The following is a 20,531-nucleotide window of genomic DNA, read 5'->3' as shown; positions in this document are numbered from 1 at the left end:
CGGGCCGCTGGTGCATCGGTTAGACTGCCAAGTCTACGGCCGAGTAGCCAAGCCCGGAAGGGATAAACGCTGAAGGCATCTAAGCGTGAAGCCCCCCTTAAGATGAGATATCCCATTCGAAAGAAGTAAACCCCCTTGAAGACGACGAGGTAGATAGGGCAGAGGTGGAAGTGCAGTAATGCATGGAGCTGACTGTTACTAATCGGGTGAGGGCTTGACCAAGAATCGCAGGAAGTAATGAATCTCAAGGAAATGTCAACATGTATGTAGTTTTGAAGGTGCAAACCTTTATTCCTCCTTAGCTCAGTCGGTAGAGCATGCGGCTGTTAACCGCAGTGTCGTTGGTTCGAGTCCAACAGGGGGAGTTTTCGGAAACATGAAGTCCGATATCAAACAAAATTTTCTACCAGGCTCCATGGTCAAGCGGTTAAGACACCGCCCTTTCACGGCGGTAACAGGGGTTCAAATCCCCTTGGAGTCACTATGTAAGATTTCTTACATGAATAAAAGTTAATATGGTGCCATAGCCAAGTGGTAAGGCAAAGGTCTGCAACACCTCTATCCCCGGTTCAAATCCGGGTGGCACCTCTATTAAACCTCAGATAATAAAAATATCTGAGGTATTTTTTTGTTTATTTTTGCTTAAATAAATCTGTGGACGACCTTCAGGGAAAGAAAGCTTCTGTCTATGACAGGAATAACATTCCCGATTTATATTGGTGCGATGATCGCAGCGGCGTTTATCCGCAATATCGGGGAATATTCCGGAAAATTTACAATTGACTACGATGCGGCAGTTCTTTCCTCTGGTGTATGCGGTTTGGTATGGGAGCAACACCGAACGCTATGGCGAATATGCAGGTAATCTGTGAGAAGTATGCACCATCTGTAAAAGCTTACCTGTTATTAGTAATTTTCAATACCTGATTTTTTTATGTCATGTAAAAATTATGGTGACGAAGTAACCAGCTGCAGGCGGAGAATCCTACCTGCAGGTTTTTTTCTTATTATAAGAAATTTTCTGTTATATAAAATGAAATATTATTTGATCAGAAGTGCACGAATATTTTTAATTGAATTAGGAGACTTTCGTGAGTCGGTTAAACTTTGGCGGTTTCTGATCTGATAAATGTTCTCCGATCAGTTTCTCCATCCAGACCATATTATACCAGCGGTTAAATTTATAGCCGCATTTGTAGAATTCGCCGACAAGACGGTAACCCATATGAGCGTGGAATTCTACGCTGTTTTTATCCAGATGTTCATCTTCTTCCGGAGGGTAGGCAATGCAGGCGTTCATATTTAAAATTCCCTGCTCACGAAGCGTGCTCTCCAATGCATCGTGCAGTTTACGGCCGATACCACGATGTTTAATGTTCTGGTCAACATAGATAGAAGTTTCTACAGCCCAGTCATAGGCAGGTCTGTCGTGGAAGGGACTGGCATAGGCATATCCAAGTATATTTCCACCCTCTTCAGCGATAAGATAGGGATATTTTTCCAGGGTATGCGCAATGCGTGAGGCAAATTCTTCTACAGAAGGAACAGCGTATTCGAAGGTAATTGCGGTGTTTATTACATAAGGAGCATAAATATTCAGGAGTGCCTGTGCATCAGCGGGATTGGCCATACGAATGGTGATGGAAGTGTTAGTTTTCATAAGTGTGTTGTCCTTTCCTGTCATTGTTTAACCGAAACTGCGAAGCAGTTATTCGGTTATGAGTGAGTAGCGAAGCGGATGACTGCGCTACAATTGAGTTGATAAAAGTATTTTCAGAAAAAACTTGACTTAAAGTTAAGTTCATACTGTATGATAAAAGAGGAGATTCGGCAGGCTATTATCTGACCTGATAGAATAAACCTTAAATTTTAAAGACAGTATAGTACTGTCCGTATAAAGAGTCAATATTATAAATGGTGGCAGTCCTGCAAGCTATGCTTTGCGTTTTGCCGCTGGATTTGAGGATGTGTTGATGGTTCTTTCAGGAATGAGTACTCTGGATCAGATGGAAGATAATATCAGTTTTATGAAGGAGTTTAAGCATCTGAACGAGAAAGAACTGGAAGCAGTACATCAGGTTGCTGACATTTTTCATCAGAAACATATGATCCCATGTACAGCTTGTCGCTATTGTGTTGCAGGATGTCCGAAGCATATTTCTATTCCGGATCTTTTCTCCTGTATGAATGCGAAGATGGTATTCCATGACTGGAATGCAGATTATTATTACAATATGGTACATACAGCCAGAAACGGAAAGGCATCTGAGTGTGTGAAATGTGGTAAATGTGAGAAAGTATGTCCACAGCATCTGAAGATCAGAGAGATTCTTGAGGATGTGGCAAAAGAATTTGAGAAGCCACAGTCGGCGGCAGAATAGAAGTATGAAAGTAAAAACTCCTTCCGAGTAAAAGCCGGGAGGAGTTTTATTTGTGAAAAAACCAGGTTTATTCGTCAAATTCTGCAGTTACAATAAAGCCGCGAGGGGTGTGCTCAATGTTTCGCACAATCCCTTTTCTGGATTTGATACGCTGGGAGTTTGGATAACAGCCGGACATGGCGACTGCAGGCTCAATGATATAGCTGTAGTTCATGAAAGACTGATATTCAGATATTTCGATTTCATCTCCGATTTCGATTAATCCCTGGCGTTCCATTTTAAATTTTTCCTGACGCATAAAATACCTTCTTTCTATTTAATGTAATAAGTATGTTACTGTTCACATGCCACTATCCCGCGAGGCGTTTGGGCATGAATATGCCAAAATCCCGAGACATACGGCGCGAATTTATGCGATTAGCATAAATTCTGTGCATCGCGAAGCGTGTTACTGAGCACGGAGTGAACAGTAACCAGTAACATAAGTATAACACAGATAACTTTCCATAGACAAAATGTTTAGGATTCTATATAATATATTATAGGATTTGGTTACTGTTCATTCCGTTCTCAGTAACAGATTTGCTACATTAAAGCGGCGGAAAGCATCCTGTAAAGGATGGGGCATGAATATACATATTAAAAAAAGTACTTGAATATGTAGGATTCTGCATATATAATAAATTTGATTTATAATGCTTACAGATAAATGCCAGAGTTTCGGAAAAGAGCAGAAGTCTGGCGTTTATTTTTTTCAAAAATTGTATAGTGTAGAAGAGAAAAGGTTACTGAAAATAGAATGAACAATAATGAAAATGAGTGATACAGGAAGGAGGGATTGAAGTGCGGACGATAGTTATTTGCGATGATGTTGAAATTGAGAGACTCCTTCTGAAAGAAATATTATGCCAGTACTTTGAGGAAATAAATGAAGAAGTTTCAATTATAGAGTATGCGTCAGGCGAGACGTTGGTAGCCGATGTAGAAGAAGGCTATCTGGATATGGAACTTCTGTTCCTCGACATTTATATGAAGAAACTTAATGGAATGGAAACTGCCAGAAAGCTGCGTCAGCTGCAGTGTAAGGTGCCGCTTATTTTCCTTACAGCTTCCCCAGACTACGCGATAGAGAGTTACGAAGTACAGGCATCAGGATATCTACTGAAACCATTTTCAGAAGAGAAACTGATGAAACTTCTAAACATGATCCTTAAGACAGATATGAAAAGAAGAGTTGCGATCAAGAGCAGAAGGCAGTACCGTTATCCGTATACAGATGATATCATGTATATTGAGAGCAACAAACATAATGTGATACTGCATCTGGCAGATGGATCAGAGATCGTAACTGTAGATAAGCTGGTAGAGATTGAGAAAAGGATTAATGAGAAGCGTTTCCTACACTGCCATCAGAGTTATCTGGTAAATATGGATTATGTTGGGGATGTTCAGGATGATTTTGTTATGAAAGACGGAACAATTGTCCCAATACGTGTCCGTGGGCGAAAGGATATGCTGGATGTGTATTATAACTATTTTGTGAATCATTTTATGGATCAGTAGAGAAGATGATAGAGTGATTCATCGACAATTTTGCAAAATAAATTGAAGAATTTGCATAAAACATAAGAATAAATAAAAAACTGATATAATACATATCAAGGTACAGCTGATGCAGAAAGAGCAGATGAGCCGGGTACGAGGAAGGTAAAAAACGGCATTATTTGTTTGATTAGTCTGTATACCTAACCTATTATCAAAAATGTGTGAAAAGTGTGTGTTTAAAAGTGTGTGTTAATGTGTGAAAAATCCCCACTGGAATTCAATGTTTCCTCGGCATTGTGTTTCCAGTGGGGATTTGTGGTTTTTGTATAGTTTATTCAGAAGCCTGATCTTCAGAAGAATCGCTTTCCAGGTCAGAACTTTGATCCGCTGAATTAGAAGAATCGCCTTTCTGAGCAGAACTTTGATCATCTGAAGGGGAAGAATCGTTATTCTGATCAGCAGATTGATCGGCAGTATCTGTTGTGACAGAACTCTGATTATCGGAAGTAGTGGCATTATCAGTATTCTGCTCAGAAGATTCATTTGACAGAGCAAGCTCAAGAGAGGTATCTGCGAAGAATGTGTTTGCATTATACAGATACAGGATTTCCTGAACGTTTTCAACCTGGATCAGCTGTTCCAGATCGCCGTAGTAATAACGTGGATCGACCATTACGATCTTGCGGTAATGCTGGGCAAGGAATGGAACAAAACTGTTGGCATAAGAATCTTTGAGCACGAGCAGAGTGTTATCGGTTTCTGTAGGCGTGCTGATCTTCACCTGAGCATGATTTCCACCAAAAAACAGAGCATATTTATCTCTGGTGTCAAGCTTATCCGTGTCATAGAAGCTGGCACTTTTTTTCTGTTCGTCTACGTAGTTGATAACGGACGCAAGTACATTCTCACCTGTTGGAAGAAATACGTCGATCTCATCCTTTTCACCGGAACGGAAGCCGCTTTTGGCAGATAAGGTTCCCTGAAAAGAACGGGTGACAGGGGCTTTGTCATAAGTATCTGCAGAAGTATCAATTTCCATTGCTTTCGCTGCCTGCAGATAAGCATAATAGGCGCCCTGGGTAGTCCAGTGATGGTCTGTGTGATAATAGAGATCTTCCATTTTGTGATCTTTAAAGGTGTCGCGGACATCAATAAAAGTCACGCCTGCCTGCGTCAGGGAATCTGACAGATTGTTTAACCAGGAGTTCTGATCCTGTACAGGGGCAAAAGCAGGAAGTTTATTGCTTAAAATATTGACAGAGTTTGGTGCGATCAGTGCATACTGTTTCATGTCAGAATGTCTCTGTGCAAAGTCGGTCATTGCCTTTACTGTAGCATCATATTGAGCCTGGTCAGGTGTCTTGAATTCTTCCATCAGATATCCGGATTTTCCAAGGTATACACCGTTGGCTTCAACTTTTCCCATGAGACGGTCGGTTCCGGCTTTCAGTGTGATCCACAGGTCACGGAGTGGAAACTGATCATTTTCGTAAGTTTCAAATTGTTTTTCATATCCTCCGGAAGCAATCTGACCGGCATTTAGATGAGGCCGGGAGGAAAGGACACGGTTCTCTTTTTCGGAGAACCCTCTGTCCGGAAGTACAATACTTATCAGGAGCACGACCACTGGGAGAAACAGAAAGATAAGTCCCATTCTGTGGAAAAATAACCGATAATTTCTTAATGATTTTTTCATACTGTTTTCCTTCTAAAATTTCGCATATAAAAATGGTGTGTAGGAATTGTAAACCATGTAAGCAACGGATAATGCAAACAAAATAAGATTTACAACTAATGCAGCTGCAGGTCTGCGTTTAATAAGACGTCTGAAGTACAGATAAGGAGTTGGACGGCATGCTAAGATACTGATCAAAAGAAGGATAAAACCTGTCTTGAGATAGTAAAGTGCGGTGCTGTCTATAAAGCTGGAAGCTCCGATTCCGAACATAGCCCCCAGATAATGACCAAGGGCGCCAAAATCAGTCTGACTGAAGAATGCCCATCCGATCATGACAACAAGCATGGTATAGACTGTGCGAAGCCATGACGGCATACGTTCCAGAACTCCCTGGAGTACAAATTTCTCGAGTAAAAGAAAGAAACCATAGTAAACACCCCACAGTACGAAGTTCCAGCTTGCACCGTGCCACAGACCTGTAAGTGCCCATACAATAAGAATATTGCGTACATGTTTCAGAGTGGATACACGGTTACCGCCAAGCGGGATATAAATATAATCCCGGAACCAGCTTCCCAGGGAAATATGCCAGCGTCTCCAGAATTCAGAAACACTGGTGGAAATATATGGATAATCAAAGTTCTTATTAAAGTCAAATCCCAGCATTTTTCCAAGACCAATAGCCATATCTGAATAACCGCTGAAGTCAAAATAAAGCTGCATGGTATAGGCAAGAATACCGATCCAGGCAGTAAATACAGACATTTGGGAATGTCCGCAGATTCCGGCGTACAGGGCAGAGAGGTTATCTGCCAGAAGAACTTTCTTGGCAAGACCTTTGACAAAAAGCTCTGCACCAAGACCAAATCTGGAGACATTCAGGGAACGATGTGTTAACTGTTCCTCAATATCTGCATAACGGATGATCGGTCCTGCAGAAGTGTAAGGAAACATGGTGCTGTATACTGCAAAAGTAAGAAAGTTTCTCTGTGCATTGATCTTGCTTAAATAAATATCAAACAGATAGGACAGATTACGGAATGTGTAGAAAGAAAGTCCTATCGGGAGAGAAAGTTCCGGGTGAGGAATGTGGATACCTGTGATTCCTCCGATCGTATTAAGTAGGAAACCATAATATTTAAAAAATACAAGGATGAACAAATTTACAACAATGGAAAAAATCAGATTGATCTTTTGCTTTCGGTCATCATAATATAAACGTTCCAGTTCTGTACCCATATAATAGTTAAAGACACTGGAAAACAACATAAGGATCACGTAGACAGGTTCTCCCCATGCGTAGAAGACCAGACTGCCAAGAAACAGCAGCAGGTTGCGAAGCTTTCCCGGAACCAGATAATAAATCAGCATGAAAACCGGAAGAAAGCAGAATATAAAAAAGATACTGTTAAATACCATATGAAAAATTCTCCAATCTGGATGTTATATCAGGGAAAGAAAGGCGCTGCGCCAGTTCTGAGCATCAGCTCCGCACATGTAATATACGTAATTTCCCTTTTTGCCAACAACTGCATTGTTTAAAAGTGCCATCTGATCTGTGCCGTATCCCTCAAATACCTGTTTCTGACTGGAAAGATGAGAATTGGCACTTTCAAGCAGAGTGGCTGCCTGTGTATTGTCTCTTGCTTTCATGATACAGATCTCCTCAACAGCCATAGGTGAAGCAGCCTTGTAAAAGAAATATCCATCAATACTGCGGTCATCAGTCTGATAGTAGTGTTTCAGATCTGTACGGTTTTCCTGATTCAGTGAAGTAATGGATGAATCCTGCTCCATACTCTGTGCGATACTTTCAATAGGTACATTTCTGGCACTGTCAGAGGTATAAAGGACTGTAAGATACGCTGCCAGAAAAATGACAAGACCACCCTTAATTATAATATGAAGATATTTTTTCATGCCTGTAACCCCGCTGTCTGTGCCATGTGAGTCAGCCATTTTGGATAGTAATCCTGAATTACATGTTCACCATCTGGTTCATACAGATTCTCGGAACTGCTTTCTACAATAGCTGTATTGTCAATATAGGTACATCCCATTTCCTGGCAGAGACTGATAAGTCCGTCGTTGTAGTCGGAATAATAGCCAAGATCTGGAGTCTGTGCGATCGCCTCATCTGTAATAGGCAGAATGCAGTTGATATAGATCGGAACATCTGGCAGTGCAGTCTGAATTTTCTTTAACTGTGTGCGGTAGGCATCAATAAATGATGTAGCATCAGATCCATATATTTCAAGGTCATTGGAACCAAAAGCCATGAATACATGAGTTGGGTTCAGACTGATGGCAGTGCTGATCTGATCATCAGCAGCGCCTACATTTAAGCCTCGTTTACTGACTACGACATCTGTATCCAGATAACCGTATTCTACAATTGATTCTGTAATAGAATCACCGATGATGACACTGCCTGCGAATACCTGTCGGATTTCTACATCGCTCAGCACGGTCGTAACAGAACCATCTGAAGCTGCCTCGGAGTCTGAAGAACTGCCGGATGCCTGTTTCAGTTCCTGAAGCTCTTGTTCTGTCTGGGAAATATCAGAATTCTCCAAAGCCTGAAGACGGGCAACTGTTTCCTGACAGACAGAATCATCCCCGCGCCCACGTGTGCCCAGAAATATGAGAGCACCGGCGAGTATCACACCAGCAGGGATCAGAAATAAAACTTTATTCGTTGGTTGTTTTTTCAAAGTAAATCCTTCCCAGAGCCATAGGCTCTTGTGGGGAAAATCCCCATTTTATGACATATTTCGAATCCATTATAATACCACTGGAAAAAACTTCAAGCGAAATTTCACAAAATTTACACAAAGTCGTTCAGTTGTATGTGGACGGAGAGAAAGAAAGGGGGTATACTGAAACAATAACGGGGAATTTATACAGTCAGGAGGAATGGTTTGTGGGAAAAAAAGTTTCAGGTTTTTTAAAGAGTGAGATCATTTCGTCGATTTTTTATCTGGCGTTTGGTCTGTGTCTGATCCTGATTCCGGATCAGACAGTGAACATCATTTGTAAGGTTATATTTGGTCTGGTAATGATCGCAGCAGGGATTTATCATATTGTAATTTATACAGCTGAGAAACAGAAAGCAACAATTCTGGATTTGTTTACCGGTGTGATCGTTATGGTGCTGGGAATATTTCTTTTCTTTACGCCACAGATCGTGATTAAGCTTCTTCCTTATTTATTAGGTGCTTTTGTACTGGTTGACAGCATCTGGAAAATTAAGGGAAGTTACAGATTAAAGAAAGCGGAGCGCGGCCGTTGGAAAGTGATTCTTATTGGATGTCTGATCTTCATTGCGCTTGGGGTTTCCATGCTGTTTTATTCTTTCTTGAGTGTGAAGAAGATGATCTTGTTTTCAGGAATCATTCTGACGGCAAATGGTGTGGTTGATATTGTATTTCTGATCATGCTCCGTACTGGAATGAAAAAAGCGGAGAAACTTCGCATTGTCAGAGATAAGGAAGAGGCAGAGAAGAGTTCTGGTAAACTGGCAGAGACATCTGTTGTGAATACAGAAGAAGCAGATTATGTGGAGGTAGAAGAGAATATAGCGCCAGAACCGGAAAAAGTACAGGAATCAGTGCCGGAGTCGGAAGAGCAGAATGCAGATGCGGATACAGGATTTGAAAAAGCATTTCAGACTGCGAAAGTGAATTTGTCCAAGGAAACAGTTCAGACTGCAGATGCAGAGGCTATTCTGGAAGTTAAGAAGGATAAAACAGAAGAAAATGTGGAGAGTCCGGGAAGAGAAATCAGGGAAATGTTGAAAAATCATGATGAACCACTGGAAGAATGGAAGGATTGAGTGAAGCATGCAGAAACAGACATCAATTGTGCTCATGAATTTTTCCGGGATTTATAGGGAAGAAGAATTCTGGAAAAACAGACAGGTGTCCTGGATCGAGGTTCAGGACATATGTGGAACAAACTGCTATTGTGATGATGAAGCAATCGCAGAGATCAATAAAAGAACAGAAAGCCATTCGGTTGCCGGAATCCACTTTATCGATTCCGGCAATTATCACTATATGACAAGGCTTTGGATGGCAAGGATGGAGAAACCGTTCTGTCTGCTGGTCTATGACAATCATACAGATATGCAGCTGCCGGCATTTGGCGGTATTCTGTCCTGTGGAGGATGGATTGCTGCGGCATTGGAGGAAGTGGAGAAGCTGGAACATGTAATCCTTATTGGTCCGGATGAAGCTGCGTATGAACAGGTGGATGAGACGCTGAAGAGAAAAGTAACATTTCTTTCCAGGGAGAAGCTTCAGGGAATGAATGATGAGGAGATAAACAGTTTTCTCAAAGCTTCGGTCTGTGAAGCGTGTAACTGGACACGAGGTGAAGGTATATACGCAGATTTTGAAAAATCTTTGCCATTATATATATCTATTGACAAGGATGTGCTATGTACAGAAGATGCACAGATGACATGGAGTCAGGGAGATATGCATTTGACTACGTTGTTGTCAGGGATACAGACTGTGATTGAATGTGCAAAAGAGAATGGCAGAAGTATTGCAGGTGTGGACATCTGTGGAGAAGCGGATGCAGAGGCGGCACATGAGAATGAGTCCAACGATTTTGCAAATGAAAAATTGCTGGAAGTTTTTGATGGTTTGTTTGGAAAGTGAAATGGCCTGGATATCAAAATACCACCGCCGCAGGCGATTTTCAATGAAGTTTGATTTGTAACTGTGAAGGCATTGAACAGTTACAAGTATTTTAAGATTAGAGAGGACTTGAAACATGCATAATGAGTTACTGCATATAGGACCACTGACGGTTTATGGTTATGGCTTTATGATCGCCATGGGCGTGCTGGCGGCCTGGTTTGTAGCGGAGCAGAGAGCACGGAAGCTGAATCTTGCATATGAACATATTTTTTATCTGGTAGTGTGGTGTGCAATCGGTGGATTTGCTTCTGCAAAGATTCTGTTCTGGATCACAAACTGGCAGGAATTTCTACAGAATCCGCGGCAGTTGATCAGTTCAGATGGTTTTGTTGTTTATGGCGGGATCATAGGAGGAATTTTGGCAGGATGGTTGTACTGCAGGATAAAGAAGCTGAAATTTCTGGAGTATTTTGATCTGATGATGCCATCTATCGCACTGGCGCAGGGATTTGGAAGAATTGGATGTTTCCTTGCGGGATGCTGTTACGGAAAGGAGACTTCCGGGGCACTGGCGGTTACGTTTACAAATTCAGATTTTGCACAAAATAATGTGGCATTGATTCCGACGCAGATTTACTCCAGTATTCTGGATTTCCTTCATTTTCTGCTGCTACTTTATGTGGCAAAGCATAAAAAGGCAGATGGACAGGTGGCGGCCTGCTATCTGATTTTCTATAGTATAGGAAGATTTGTAATTGAATTCTTCAGAGGAGATATTGAGAGAGGAAGCGTCGGCGTATTGTCGACTTCACAGTTTATCAGTATTTTTACTGCCGTGGCAGGAGCCGTATTATTGTTGTCTGTTATGAGAAAACAGAAAAACAACAGATAAAGTACAGACAGGTATAAGAAAATATGAGTTGGGAAGAAAGATGACTTGCAACTGTTCAGTACTTTTACAGCTGGTAGACTGTGGAATAGTTACGATAAATCATAAAAAGGAGATCTGGCACATATCATATATAAAAAATTCAGGAGGACAGAAATGTTCGGACCTGACGATTTTGAGATGCAGATACAGCAGGAAGAAATCCCCGGCATTCATACTGAGCCGTTCATACCACCGGCACAGGATGAACAGTACGGGGATTTTATTGTAAAGCATGGACAGAATATGGGGGAAGATTATGAAGACAGAGCAGATGCGGAATTTCTTCCTGTCAATGAGATGTTTGGAATTTTATATGTCCCGCTGAATGAGATCGGCCCGTTGGAAATCAATTCCTACAGTTATGCATCGTTGCCAAAGTGCTATACATTTATGGACGTAGATGCTCTGAATGCCTCAGGAATCACGAGGTTACATAATCATCCTTATCTGAATCAGCAGGGAGAGGGAACAGTGATTGCAGTTATTGATTCTGGAATTGACTATGTGAATCCAATCTTTCGCAGTGGAGATGTGAGCAGAATCGCGTATATCTGGGACCAGACGATACCAGGGAATGAAGATGAACGGGTGCCTTATGGAAAAGTTTTTACAAGAGAAGAAATTAACCAGGCATTTACAGCTGAGAATCCGCGGGAAATCGTGCCGTCTGTAGATGAGAATGGACATGGCACAGCTATGGCGGGGCTGGCAGCAGGAAATTTCATACCTTCGGAAAATTTCTCCGGGGCTGCTCCGAAAGCTACGATCATTGTAGTGAAATTAAAGACAGCAAAATCTTACTTGCGGAAGTTTTATCAGTATCCGCCGCAGGCAGAGGTATTTCAGGAGAACGATATTATGCTTGGAGTTTCTTATGCGGTAAGGACAGCGAAAGCTATGGGAATGCCAGTTTCTGTCTGTCTGGGACTGGGCACTAGTCAGGGGGCGCATATTGGAGATAGTGAACTGAGTAGATATGTAGACTATATTAATGAAGATTCTCAGGTATCGGTATCAGTGGCAGCAGGAAATGAGGGAGCAGCACAGCACCATTACACAGCAGAACTAAGTGGTGTGAGGAATCAGGATACTGTGGAACTGCGTATTGCAGAGGGAGAACAGGGATTTTCTATGGAATGCTGGGGAGATCCACCGGATGATTATATGGTATCTGTGCAGTCCCCGGCAGGGGAGACATTGTATGTGAGTAGTTCACTTGGAGCAGGGACACAAGAATTGAGTTTTATTTTTGTAGAGACGAAAATACTGGTCAATTATGTGAGGATGGAGCGGCTGACAGGAAAGCAGCTGGTCTATTTTCGGTTCTTTCATCCTGCCGCCGGGATTTGGAAGATAAATGTCAGTAAAAAGGAAGGACCAGGCAGTAGATTTCACATGTGGCTTCCGGTGCAGGGATTGATCTCTACGGAGACTTATTTCCTGGAATCTACACCGTATACCACAGTCACAGCACCCGGAGATTCTACCAGAAGTATTACTGCGACTGCCTATCAGTATAGGGATAATAGTCTGTATTTTCAGGCGGGGCGTGGCTTTACTCCGAATAATCAGGTGACACCGGATCTGGCGGCACCGGGGGTAGATTTGATCATTCCATTGCCAGGAGGCGCATTTGGAAAGGCTTCAGGGAGCAGTCTGGCAGCTGCGATCACTGCAGGGGCAGCAGCGCTGGTGCTGGAATGGGCAATTGTAAGAGGAAATATTCCATATGCTTCAGGGAATGCAGTGAAATTTTATCTGCAGAAAGGGGCAGTCAGAGAAGAACAGATGGAGTATCCGAATCCGGCATGGGGATATGGAAGACTGGATCTGTATCATACATTTGAGGTTATCAGTTAGGAGATTATTTTCGGAAAAAAGGAATGTGCAGGGGAAGGAAGAAGTTTGTCAAAATAGTAACCAAATTTGCGGGATAAATCTTGTATAGTTTCAGCCAAAAATTGTTAGGCAGTCTAATTGTTTTTTAGGAAGAAAAATGTTACAATATACAAAAGAAATTGGGAGGCAATTATGAAGAGAGGCAGTATTTTTGAAATTGACGGAATCCCCCGCATGAGTGAGGCATTACCACTTGCCATGCAGCACGTCGTAGCCATGATCGTAGGATGTGTAACACCGGCGATCATTGTTTCCGGAGCAGTCCCGGGCGGACTTTCCAGAGAGGACCAGGTTATTCTGATTCAGTCAGCACTGGTCATTGCAGCACTTGCAACTTTGCTTCAGCTGTTTCCGATTGGCGGAAAGGCGAAATTTGCAATTGGCTCAGGCTTGCCTATTATCATGGGTGTCAGCTTTGCTTATGTGCCAAGTATGCAGGCGATAGCGGAATCGTACGGCATAGCAGCGATCATGGGCGCGGAGATCGTTGGTGGTATCGTAGCAGTTGTCATGGGTTTGCTGGTCAAGAAGATTCGAGTATTCTTCCCACCGCTGATCACGGGAACAGTCGTATTTACCATTGGTCTTTCCCTGTATCCGACAGCCATTAACTATATGGCGGGCGGTACCAGCAATCCGAATTATGGTTCCTGGCAGAACTGGGCGATCGCATTTTTTACTCTGATCGTGGTTACGGCACTGAACCATTTTGGAAAGGGAATCTGGAAACTGGCTTCTATCCTGATCGGTATCATCGTAGGATATCTGGTTTCTATTCCATTTGGAATGGTAGATTTCTCAAGCATTGGCGAGGCAGGTGTCTGTCAGCTTCCGTCTCTGATGCATTTCGGAGTACAGTTTGAGCCGTCTTCCTGCGTGGCACTTGGAATCCTGTTTGCGATTAACTCTATTCAGGCGATCGGTGATTATTCAGCGACTACTATTGGAGCTATGGACAGAACTCCTAAGGACGAGGAACTTCAGAGAGGTATCGTCGGATATGGTATTTCTAACGTAGTAGGTGCATTTCTCGGAGGACTTCCGACAGCTACATACAGCCAGAACGTAGGTATCGTTACAACCACAAAGGTTATCAACCGCTGGGTACTGGGGCTTGCAGCAGCAATCCTTGGCGTAGCTGGTCTGGTTCCGAAGTTCTCAGCAATCCTGACAACCATTCCTCAGTGCGTACTGGGCGGTGCGACAGTATCTGTATTTGCATCTATCGCAATGACAGGTATGAAGCTGGTTGCTTCTGCTGAGATGGATTATCGTAACTCATCAATCGTAGGACTTGCAGCAGCACTGGGAATGGGTGTATCTCAGGCAACAGCGGCACTTGCAAGCTTCCCGACATGGGTAACAACAATTTTTGGAAAATCACCGGTTGTTCTTGCAACGATCATTGCAGTACTTCTGAATGTAATTCTTCCGAAAACACGGGACGAGAAGAAAGAAGAGGCAAAAAAAAAGATTGAAATAGAGCATAAGCTGGAAGAGGATCATAAAGAATTCGGGGCATAAAGAGCGAAAACTTATAAATATCTTTTTGAGTCAAAGATAAAAACTAAATATGGAAAAATAAAGGTGTGTTTCTGCAGGGGGATGTGGAAGCACACCTTTTATGTTATAGCAAATTACCTGGAATGTTTGATAATTTTTTCTTATTTTAACTAAACTGCGGAACAGTTATTTGGTTATGAGCAAGTAGTGAAGCGGATGATTTTATCCGCTTCACTAAAAATAGGTTTTGTAGAAAACCACATAAATGGTAGATGAAAAATATAAATATTTATCAACAAATGAATGCTTTGCGGAGACTTTTGCGGAAAATATCAGAAATATTCAAAAAATTTACCGTATTTGATTTTTATGTGTTATAATAACACTATCTAATGGTATTCAAAAAATTAAATGACACAGGAGGTCTCTCATGTCCAGAAAGAATCTGATCGTCGGCCAGTCCGGCGGCCCTACAGCAGTTATTAACAGCAGTCTTTACGGAGTTGTATCAGAAGGAAGGCGACATCCGGATGCGATTGAACATATTTATGGAATGATAAACGGAATCGAAGGATTCCTGAAGGAAACAATCCTTGATTTCGCAGAAGTACTACCGGGGGAGAAGCTTGATGGTCTGAAGAGCACTCCAGGAGCATATCTCGGTTCCTGCCGCTATAAGCTGCCGGAATCACTGGAGGATCCGGTTTATCCGAAGCTTTTTAAGAAATTTGAGGAAATGAACATTGGCTGGTTCTTCTATATTGGTGGAAATGATTCCATGGATACAGTAAGCAAACTTTCCAGATATGCAGAGAAGATTGGAAGTGATATCCGTGTCATAGGAGAACCGAAGACGATTGACAATGATCTTGTTCATACAGATCATACACCGGGATTTGGAAGTGCAGCCAGATACGTGGCATCTACAGTCCGTGAAATTACGATAGATGCAAATGTTTATGAGAAGAAATCCGTAACTATCATAGAGATTATGGGACGTCATGCGGGATGGCTTACGGCTGCATCTGCTCTTGCGCGTAAATATACCGGTGATAATCCTCTTCTCATTTATCTGCCGGAAACAGCTTTTGACCAGGAAGCTTTTCTCAGGGCAGTAGAGAGAGCTTTTGAGAAAAACTGCAATGTTATTGTGTGTGTATCCGAAGGTATTCATGATGCACAGGGTACATTTATCTGCGAATATGACAATTCTGTAGGTACAGACACTTTTGGTCACAAGATGCTGGCGGGTTGTGGAAAATATCTGGAAAATCTTGTCCGTAACCGTCTTGGCGTTAAAGCCCGCTCTGTAGAGCTTAATGTCAGCCAGCGCTGTTCTGCATCTATGATGTCAGCTACAGACCAACAGGAAGCTGTCAAAGCCGGCGAATTTGGCGTGCAGGCAGCGTTAGATGGGGTGACTGGAAAGATGATCTCATTCATCCGTAAAGAAGCACAGGATGATTCTTATATTATGGAATGCGGTCTGGAAGATGTCAACGATATCTGTAATGAAGAGAAAACAGTTCCGTTAAACTGGATTACTTCAGACGGTTCTGATGTTACAGAAGATTTTATCCGCTATGCCCGTCCGCTGGTTCAGGGAACTGTAGAAATCTCTTACGGTGAAGATGGACTTCCGGCATTTGTGTATCGGAAATAAAATTAGATATAGATAAGAATACGGGAAGATTTTCGGTGTGAGCTAAATATACACCTGGATTTCTTCCCGTATTCTTATGTTCAGGTAATATTTCGCATTTGTAAAAAGTCACAAATTTGTATGAAAAATTATGGGATAAAGACTATTGACTAAACACTACTAAAAATGGGATAATGTTTTTAGATGTTTACTCGTACATCGAATATTAAATAACCGTCATATTGATCTGGCTGATCTTTCATATGCCGTGTTGTCGTCAATCACCGTAGCCACCGTTACGTCTCATTCCTTCACTTGGCATATGAGAAAATCGTCCTGCGTCAATATAGCAGATGCTTAATTTTCGCTGTACTGGAGATTGGGGGATTATCGAGAGTAAAAAGTATATTGGAGGAGGCATAATGAATATAAGAGAGCTGGCAGCTGAAATTGGTGTATCACCTGCCACAGTGTCTATTGTTCTGAATGATAGACCAGGTGTCAGTGATGAAACCAGGAAGAGAATAAAAGAAGCCATAGAGGAAGCCGGTTATGTGCCGGCAGTGAGAAAGAAGAAAACAACGCATCAGATCCTGTTGCTGAAATGTGTTCTGGGAGAAGGTTTGCTTACTGAGGAGAATCAGGGATTCGTAGGAATGATCGTGGATGCATCTATGCAGACGCTGACGGAGAAAGGGTACTCTCCGACGCTTATGAGAGTACAGCTGGGGTCCGAGAGTGTTTTGGAGAATATTGAATTCAGTAAGTATGAGGGAGTAATTGTAATAGCAACGGAAATCAGAAAAGAGCAGTTCAGAATGCTGGAAAAGATCCCTATTCCTTTTGTATGTGTAGACAATATGATGCCTGGGATGGAGTACAGCTGTGTGGGAATCGATAATGAAGAGAATGTGCGTATTGCACTGGAGTACGCTGCTGAGTGCGGATATAAACGTATCGGATATCTGAAGAGCAGTTATGATGCTCAGAACTTTGAGGATCGTGCACGGGCTTTTTATCATTTTGCAGAGATGTATCATCTGGAAGTGAGAGAGGAAGATGAAATTGCGCTGAACAGTTCTATGATGAAAGCGTACGAAGAAATGAAGGCATATCTTGACAGTCACGATAAGGGCAATTTGCCGCCGTGTTTCTTCGCTGATAATGATATTATTGCACTGGGAGCGATGAAAGCGTTCAGGCACAGAGATTTTGAGATACCGGAGGATGTTGCGATTGTGGGATTTGATGATATTCCATATTCCGCAGTGTGCTCACCGAGCCTGACTACGGTTCAGGTTTCGAGACAGCTGATAGGGAAAGTTGCAGCAGGTCAGTTAATTGAACGGATGCAGGATGAGAAGTACAGAAAGGTAAAAACCAGAATTTCCGGTGATCTGATCGTGCGCACCTCTATGAAAAAATGATGAATGGAAATATTCATTTAACCCTGAGTATAGTGGTGCCTGCGTAGTATACAGGTGATGGATAAAATATTTCTGAATGATTGGAATAAAAGATGACTAAACAAAACAATAATGTTTAGCCATCTTTTTTGCTGTGTGGAAATACTGAAGGTGTTAAAAATGCACAAAAAACATGAACTAAACTATTTTAAAATGACGAAAACATAAAAAGATATTGACAATACCATATGATTAGTATACAATAAGCTCAACAAAAAGAAAAACAAGTAACTATGTATACTAAACAAAAGGAGGGTTTTATCATGAATTTAAAGAAAGTTATTTGTATCTGTACAGCAGCGGCAACAATTGCATCTCTTGGTACCTGTGCCAGTGTAATGGCAGCGGACGGAAAGGATTACAAGATTGCAGTTGTACCGAAGATGACCAACATTGCATGGTTCCAGAGAATGGAAGATGGTGTTAATGAGTATAATGATGAAAATGGTACAGACGTTTTCTATGGCGGATCTGCAGAAGGTGCTGATCAGGCTTCTTATGTAGAGTCTCTTCTGGCAGAAGACTGGGATGCAATCTGTGTAGTTCCATTTGACTCTGAATCCCTTGCACCTGTACTTGAGAAAGCAAAAGAACAGGGTATTAAAGTAATTACTCATGAAGCAGCATCTATGGATGAAAGTGTTCGTGATTATGATATTGAAGCATTCCAGAATGCAGACTATGGCGCAAACTTCATGGAACAGCTTGGAGATCTTACAGGCGGTAAAGGTAAATATGTTCAGTTTGTAGGTTCCCTTACATCTGTTTCCCACAATGAATGGTGCGATGCAGCAGATAAAGTTGCAGAAGATAAATTCCCGGATATGGAGAAACTTGGACGTTATGAGACTGGTGATGATACAACATCATCTTACAACCAGACAAAAGAGCTCCTGACAGCTAACCCGGATATCACAGCTATCGAAGGTTCCGCTTCTACAGACGTTGTAGGTGCTGCACAGGCAGTTGAGGAACTTGGACTTGCTGGTAAAGTTCAGATCGTCGGAACATCCATGACATCTATCGCAAGACAGTATGTTGAAGACGGAACAATCGCTTCCTTCTCTGTATGGGATCCGGCAGATGCAGGTAAAGCAATGATTGAAATGGCTAAGGCAGCTCTTGATGGAACAGTAGAAGATGGCATGAATCTGAATGTACCTGGATATGAGAAAATCTCCGAGCAGGATGGTATTTATTACGGAGATGCCCGTATTGACGTAACAAAAGACAATATGGACGATTATGATTTCTAATTACAAGTAAAAGCTGATCTAAAGAGGAAATTCATATGGCTGCCAAACTATATGAATTTTCTCTTTTTTACCGGCTGGACTATTTGAATGGGGAACGAGATTATGGCAAACGAAATATTTTTGAAATTGGAAGGCATCAAAAAGTCTTTCGGCGGTGTTCATGCCCTGAAAGGCGTAGACCTGGAAATCCGTAAAGGAGAAATTCATTGTCTGGCCGGTGAAAATGGTTGTGGTAAATCGACTTTGATCAAATCTATATCCGGCGTTCATGAGATTGATGAAGGTGCTATCTGGATTGACGGCGAGAAGATGGGTAAATTTAAACCAATTGATGCCATCAATAAAGGAATTCAGGTTATTTATCAGGACTTTGCAGTATTTCCTAATCTGACAGTTGCAGAGAATATTGCATTAAACTGTGAAGTAAAGAACGGAAAGAAAACGGTAAACTGGAAGGAAATCCATGAACTTGCTGCCAAAGCAATGGAACAGGTTGGCGCAAAGATGGATCCGGATATGCCGGTAGAATTACTTCCTGTAGCAGGTAAACAGATGGTTGCGATCTGTCGAGCTATTATTAATGATGCGAAGCTTCTGATTCTGGACGAACCGACAACTGCACTGACAGCCAGAGAAGTAGAGAAACTGTGGAATGTAGTGCGTGGTCTGAAAGCAAAAGGAATTGCAGTTATGATCGTTAATCATAAACTGGATGAGATTTATGAAATTGCAGACAGACTGACGATCCTCAGAAACGGTGCTTTTGTTTCTACTGGTACGATCAATGAATATGACAGTGCAAGATTTACCAGAGACATGACGGGACATGAGGTAAGTTCAGAGAAATATACTCCGGCAGAGAGTGATGAAGAAGTTCTCAGAGTTGAGAATCTTACATTAAAAGGTGCTTTTGAAGATGTAAGTTTCACAATGAAAAAAGGAGATATTTTTGGAATTACCGGTCTTCTTGGATCAGGACGAAGTGAAATCGGAGAGGCGATATTCGGAATCACTCCTCCGGACAGTGGAAATATTATTCTTAACGGAAAATCTGTTACGATTCATTCTGTTGCAGATGCCATTGCAAATAAGATTGCGTATGTGCCTGAGGATCGTCTGACAGAGGGACTGTTTATCGAGAAGTCTATCGAAAAGAATATGATGGCAAGTTCGCTGAGAAAATACTTCAAAGGTATGAAACTGGATGAGAAAGCAATGCGTGAAGCGTCAGATAACCTTGTAAAGGAATTAGGCGTTGTAACACCGTCTTCTCAGGTTCCGGTCCGTACACTTTCAGGTGGAAATGCTCAGAAAGTAGTAATTGCAAAATGGCTGAATACGCATCCGAAACTCTTTATCCTTAACGGACCTACCGTCGGAGTTGATATCGGTGCAAAGACAGAAATTCATGAATTGCTCAGGGGACTGGCAGCCCAGGGTATGGCTATCGTGATCATTTCTGATGATCTGTCAGAGCTGATCACCAATTGTAACAAAATCATGGTCATGAAAAATGGTAAAGCCAGCGGTATCACAGATAATAACATTGATAATATTAAGCTGTAACCGTATGTTAATGCA

At 41.9% G+C, this 20,531-nt stretch carries 17 protein-coding genes, 3 tRNA genes, 1 rRNA gene and 1 pseudogene; 16 read left to right on the top strand and 6 right to left on the bottom strand.

The genetic code is table 11. The annotated features are described in order from the left end of the window. The 5 genes and pseudogenes from KQI87_RS11110 to KQI87_RS11090 form a co-directional block, all read left to right on the top strand. A 23S ribosomal RNA gene (locus KQI87_RS11110) occupies positions 1 to 222 on the top strand; the annotation flags it as partial. A 70-nt stretch (positions 223 to 292) separates the two neighbouring features. Continuing rightward, positions 293 to 365 (top strand) — tRNA-Asn (locus tag KQI87_RS11105). A gap of 44 nt (positions 366 to 409) precedes the next feature. Further along, positions 410 to 481: transfer RNA gene (locus KQI87_RS11100), tRNA-Glu, on the top strand. A gap of 36 nt (positions 482 to 517) precedes the next feature. Continuing rightward, positions 518 to 588 (top strand) — tRNA-Cys (locus tag KQI87_RS11095). Between the two features lie 91 nt (positions 589 to 679). Beyond that, positions 680 to 927, top strand: a pseudogene (locus KQI87_RS11090) (sodium/glutamate symporter); the annotation flags it as partial. 151 nt (positions 928 to 1,078) lie between these two features. Here KQI87_RS11090 and KQI87_RS11085 read toward each other — a convergent pair. Next, a complete protein-coding gene (locus tag KQI87_RS11085) occupies positions 1,079 to 1,660 on the bottom strand; it encodes a GNAT family N-acetyltransferase (protein ID WP_216460206.1) in 582 nt (193 codons plus the stop codon). Between the two features lie 313 nt (positions 1,661 to 1,973). Here KQI87_RS11085 and KQI87_RS11080 point away from each other — a divergent pair, with 313 nt between their 5' ends. Then, positions 1,974 to 2,381, top strand: a complete 408-nt coding sequence (locus KQI87_RS11080; protein WP_216460205.1) for a 4Fe-4S dicluster domain-containing protein — start codon at positions 1,974 to 1,976, stop codon at positions 2,379 to 2,381. A gap of 67 nt (positions 2,382 to 2,448) precedes the next feature. On the opposite strand, the gene KQI87_RS11075 is transcribed toward KQI87_RS11080, so the two are convergent. Next, complete coding sequence (locus tag KQI87_RS11075) at positions 2,449 to 2,679, bottom strand: hypothetical protein (RefSeq protein WP_216460204.1); 231 nt, start codon at positions 2,677 to 2,679, stop codon at positions 2,449 to 2,451. A gap of 545 nt (positions 2,680 to 3,224) precedes the next feature. Here KQI87_RS11075 and KQI87_RS17005 point away from each other — a divergent pair. Continuing rightward, positions 3,225 to 3,944 carry a LytR/AlgR family response regulator transcription factor gene (locus KQI87_RS17005; RefSeq protein ID WP_216460203.1) on the top strand — a complete coding sequence of 240 codons (720 nt, stop codon included), beginning with the start codon at positions 3,225 to 3,227 and terminating at the stop codon, positions 3,942 to 3,944. A gap of 313 nt (positions 3,945 to 4,257) precedes the next feature. Here KQI87_RS17005 and KQI87_RS11065 read toward each other — a convergent pair whose 3' ends face one another. The 4 genes from KQI87_RS11065 to KQI87_RS11050 are packed head-to-tail and all read right to left on the bottom strand — an operon-like array spanning position 4,258 to position 8,318. Next, positions 4,258 to 5,622 carry a DHHW family protein gene (locus KQI87_RS11065; RefSeq protein WP_253292480.1) on the bottom strand — a complete coding sequence of 455 codons (1,365 nt, stop codon included), beginning with the start codon at positions 5,620 to 5,622 and terminating at the stop codon, positions 4,258 to 4,260. Positions 5,623 to 5,634: 12 nt separating this feature from the next. Continuing rightward, positions 5,635 to 7,023: an MBOAT family O-acyltransferase gene (locus KQI87_RS11060; protein ID WP_216460202.1), complete on the bottom strand. Its 1,389-nt coding sequence runs from the start codon at positions 7,021 to 7,023 to the stop codon at positions 5,635 to 5,637. Positions 7,024 to 7,047: 24 nt separating this feature from the next. Further along, positions 7,048 to 7,524 (bottom strand): DUF4358 domain-containing protein, encoded by a 477-nt coding sequence (locus KQI87_RS11055; protein WP_216460201.1) that lies wholly within the window; start codon positions 7,522 to 7,524, stop codon positions 7,048 to 7,050. Continuing rightward, complete coding sequence (locus tag KQI87_RS11050) at positions 7,521 to 8,318, bottom strand: GDSL-type esterase/lipase family protein (protein ID WP_216460200.1); 798 nt, start codon at positions 8,316 to 8,318, stop codon at positions 7,521 to 7,523. Before KQI87_RS11050 ends, KQI87_RS11055 begins: the two co-directional genes overlap by 4 nt. A 209-nt stretch (positions 8,319 to 8,527) precedes the next feature. On the opposite strand from KQI87_RS11050, the gene KQI87_RS11045 reads away from it, so the two are divergent. The 9 genes from KQI87_RS11045 to KQI87_RS11005 all read left to right on the top strand — a co-directional run bounded on the left by KQI87_RS11045 (position 8,528) and on the right by KQI87_RS11005 (position 20,516). Continuing rightward, complete coding sequence (locus KQI87_RS11045) at positions 8,528 to 9,439, top strand: HdeD family acid-resistance protein (RefSeq protein WP_216460199.1); 912 nt, start codon at positions 8,528 to 8,530, stop codon at positions 9,437 to 9,439. Positions 9,440 to 9,446: 7 nt separating this feature from the next. Continuing rightward, positions 9,447 to 10,271 carry an arginase gene (locus tag KQI87_RS11040; protein WP_216460198.1) on the top strand — a complete coding sequence of 275 codons (825 nt, stop codon included), beginning with the start codon at positions 9,447 to 9,449 and terminating at the stop codon, positions 10,269 to 10,271. 115 nt (positions 10,272 to 10,386) lie between these two features. Then, complete coding sequence (locus tag KQI87_RS11035; RefSeq protein WP_216460197.1) at positions 10,387 to 11,145, top strand: prolipoprotein diacylglyceryl transferase; 759 nt, start codon at positions 10,387 to 10,389, stop codon at positions 11,143 to 11,145. A gap of 153 nt (positions 11,146 to 11,298) precedes the next feature. Next, on the top strand, positions 11,299 to 13,044 hold the full coding sequence (locus KQI87_RS11030) for a S8 family peptidase (RefSeq protein ID WP_216460196.1): 1,746 nt from the start codon (positions 11,299 to 11,301) through the stop codon (positions 13,042 to 13,044). 171 nt (positions 13,045 to 13,215) lie between these two features. Continuing rightward, positions 13,216 to 14,607 (top strand): uracil-xanthine permease family protein, encoded by a 1,392-nt coding sequence (locus tag KQI87_RS11025; protein WP_216460195.1) that lies wholly within the window; start codon positions 13,216 to 13,218, stop codon positions 14,605 to 14,607. 409 nt (positions 14,608 to 15,016) lie between these two features. Next, positions 15,017 to 16,249 (top strand): 6-phosphofructokinase, encoded by a 1,233-nt coding sequence (locus KQI87_RS11020; RefSeq protein ID WP_216460194.1) that lies wholly within the window; start codon positions 15,017 to 15,019, stop codon positions 16,247 to 16,249. A 401-nt stretch (positions 16,250 to 16,650) separates the two neighbouring features. After that, a complete protein-coding gene (locus tag KQI87_RS11015; RefSeq protein WP_216460193.1) occupies positions 16,651 to 17,655 on the top strand; it encodes a LacI family DNA-binding transcriptional regulator in 1,005 nt (334 codons plus the stop codon). 302 nt (positions 17,656 to 17,957) lie between these two features. Beyond that, the gene (locus KQI87_RS11010; protein ID WP_216460192.1) at positions 17,958 to 18,950 is read left to right on the top strand and encodes a substrate-binding domain-containing protein; all 993 of its coding nucleotides are present in this window, start codon (positions 17,958 to 17,960) and stop codon (positions 18,948 to 18,950) included. A gap of 102 nt (positions 18,951 to 19,052) precedes the next feature. Continuing rightward, positions 19,053 to 20,516 (top strand): sugar ABC transporter ATP-binding protein, encoded by a 1,464-nt coding sequence (locus tag KQI87_RS11005; protein WP_253292478.1) that lies wholly within the window; start codon positions 19,053 to 19,055, stop codon positions 20,514 to 20,516. The last annotated feature ends 15 nt before the right edge of the window (positions 20,517 to 20,531 follow it).

Origin of the sequence: Blautia sp. MSJ-9 (assembly GCF_018919065.1) — a bacterium.
In the GTDB taxonomy this organism is placed as follows: Bacteria; Bacillota; Clostridia; order Lachnospirales; family Lachnospiraceae; genus Blautia_A.
The sequence above is the reverse complement of the archived record's forward strand: the minus strand, read 5'-3'. Positions and strand labels throughout refer to the sequence as shown.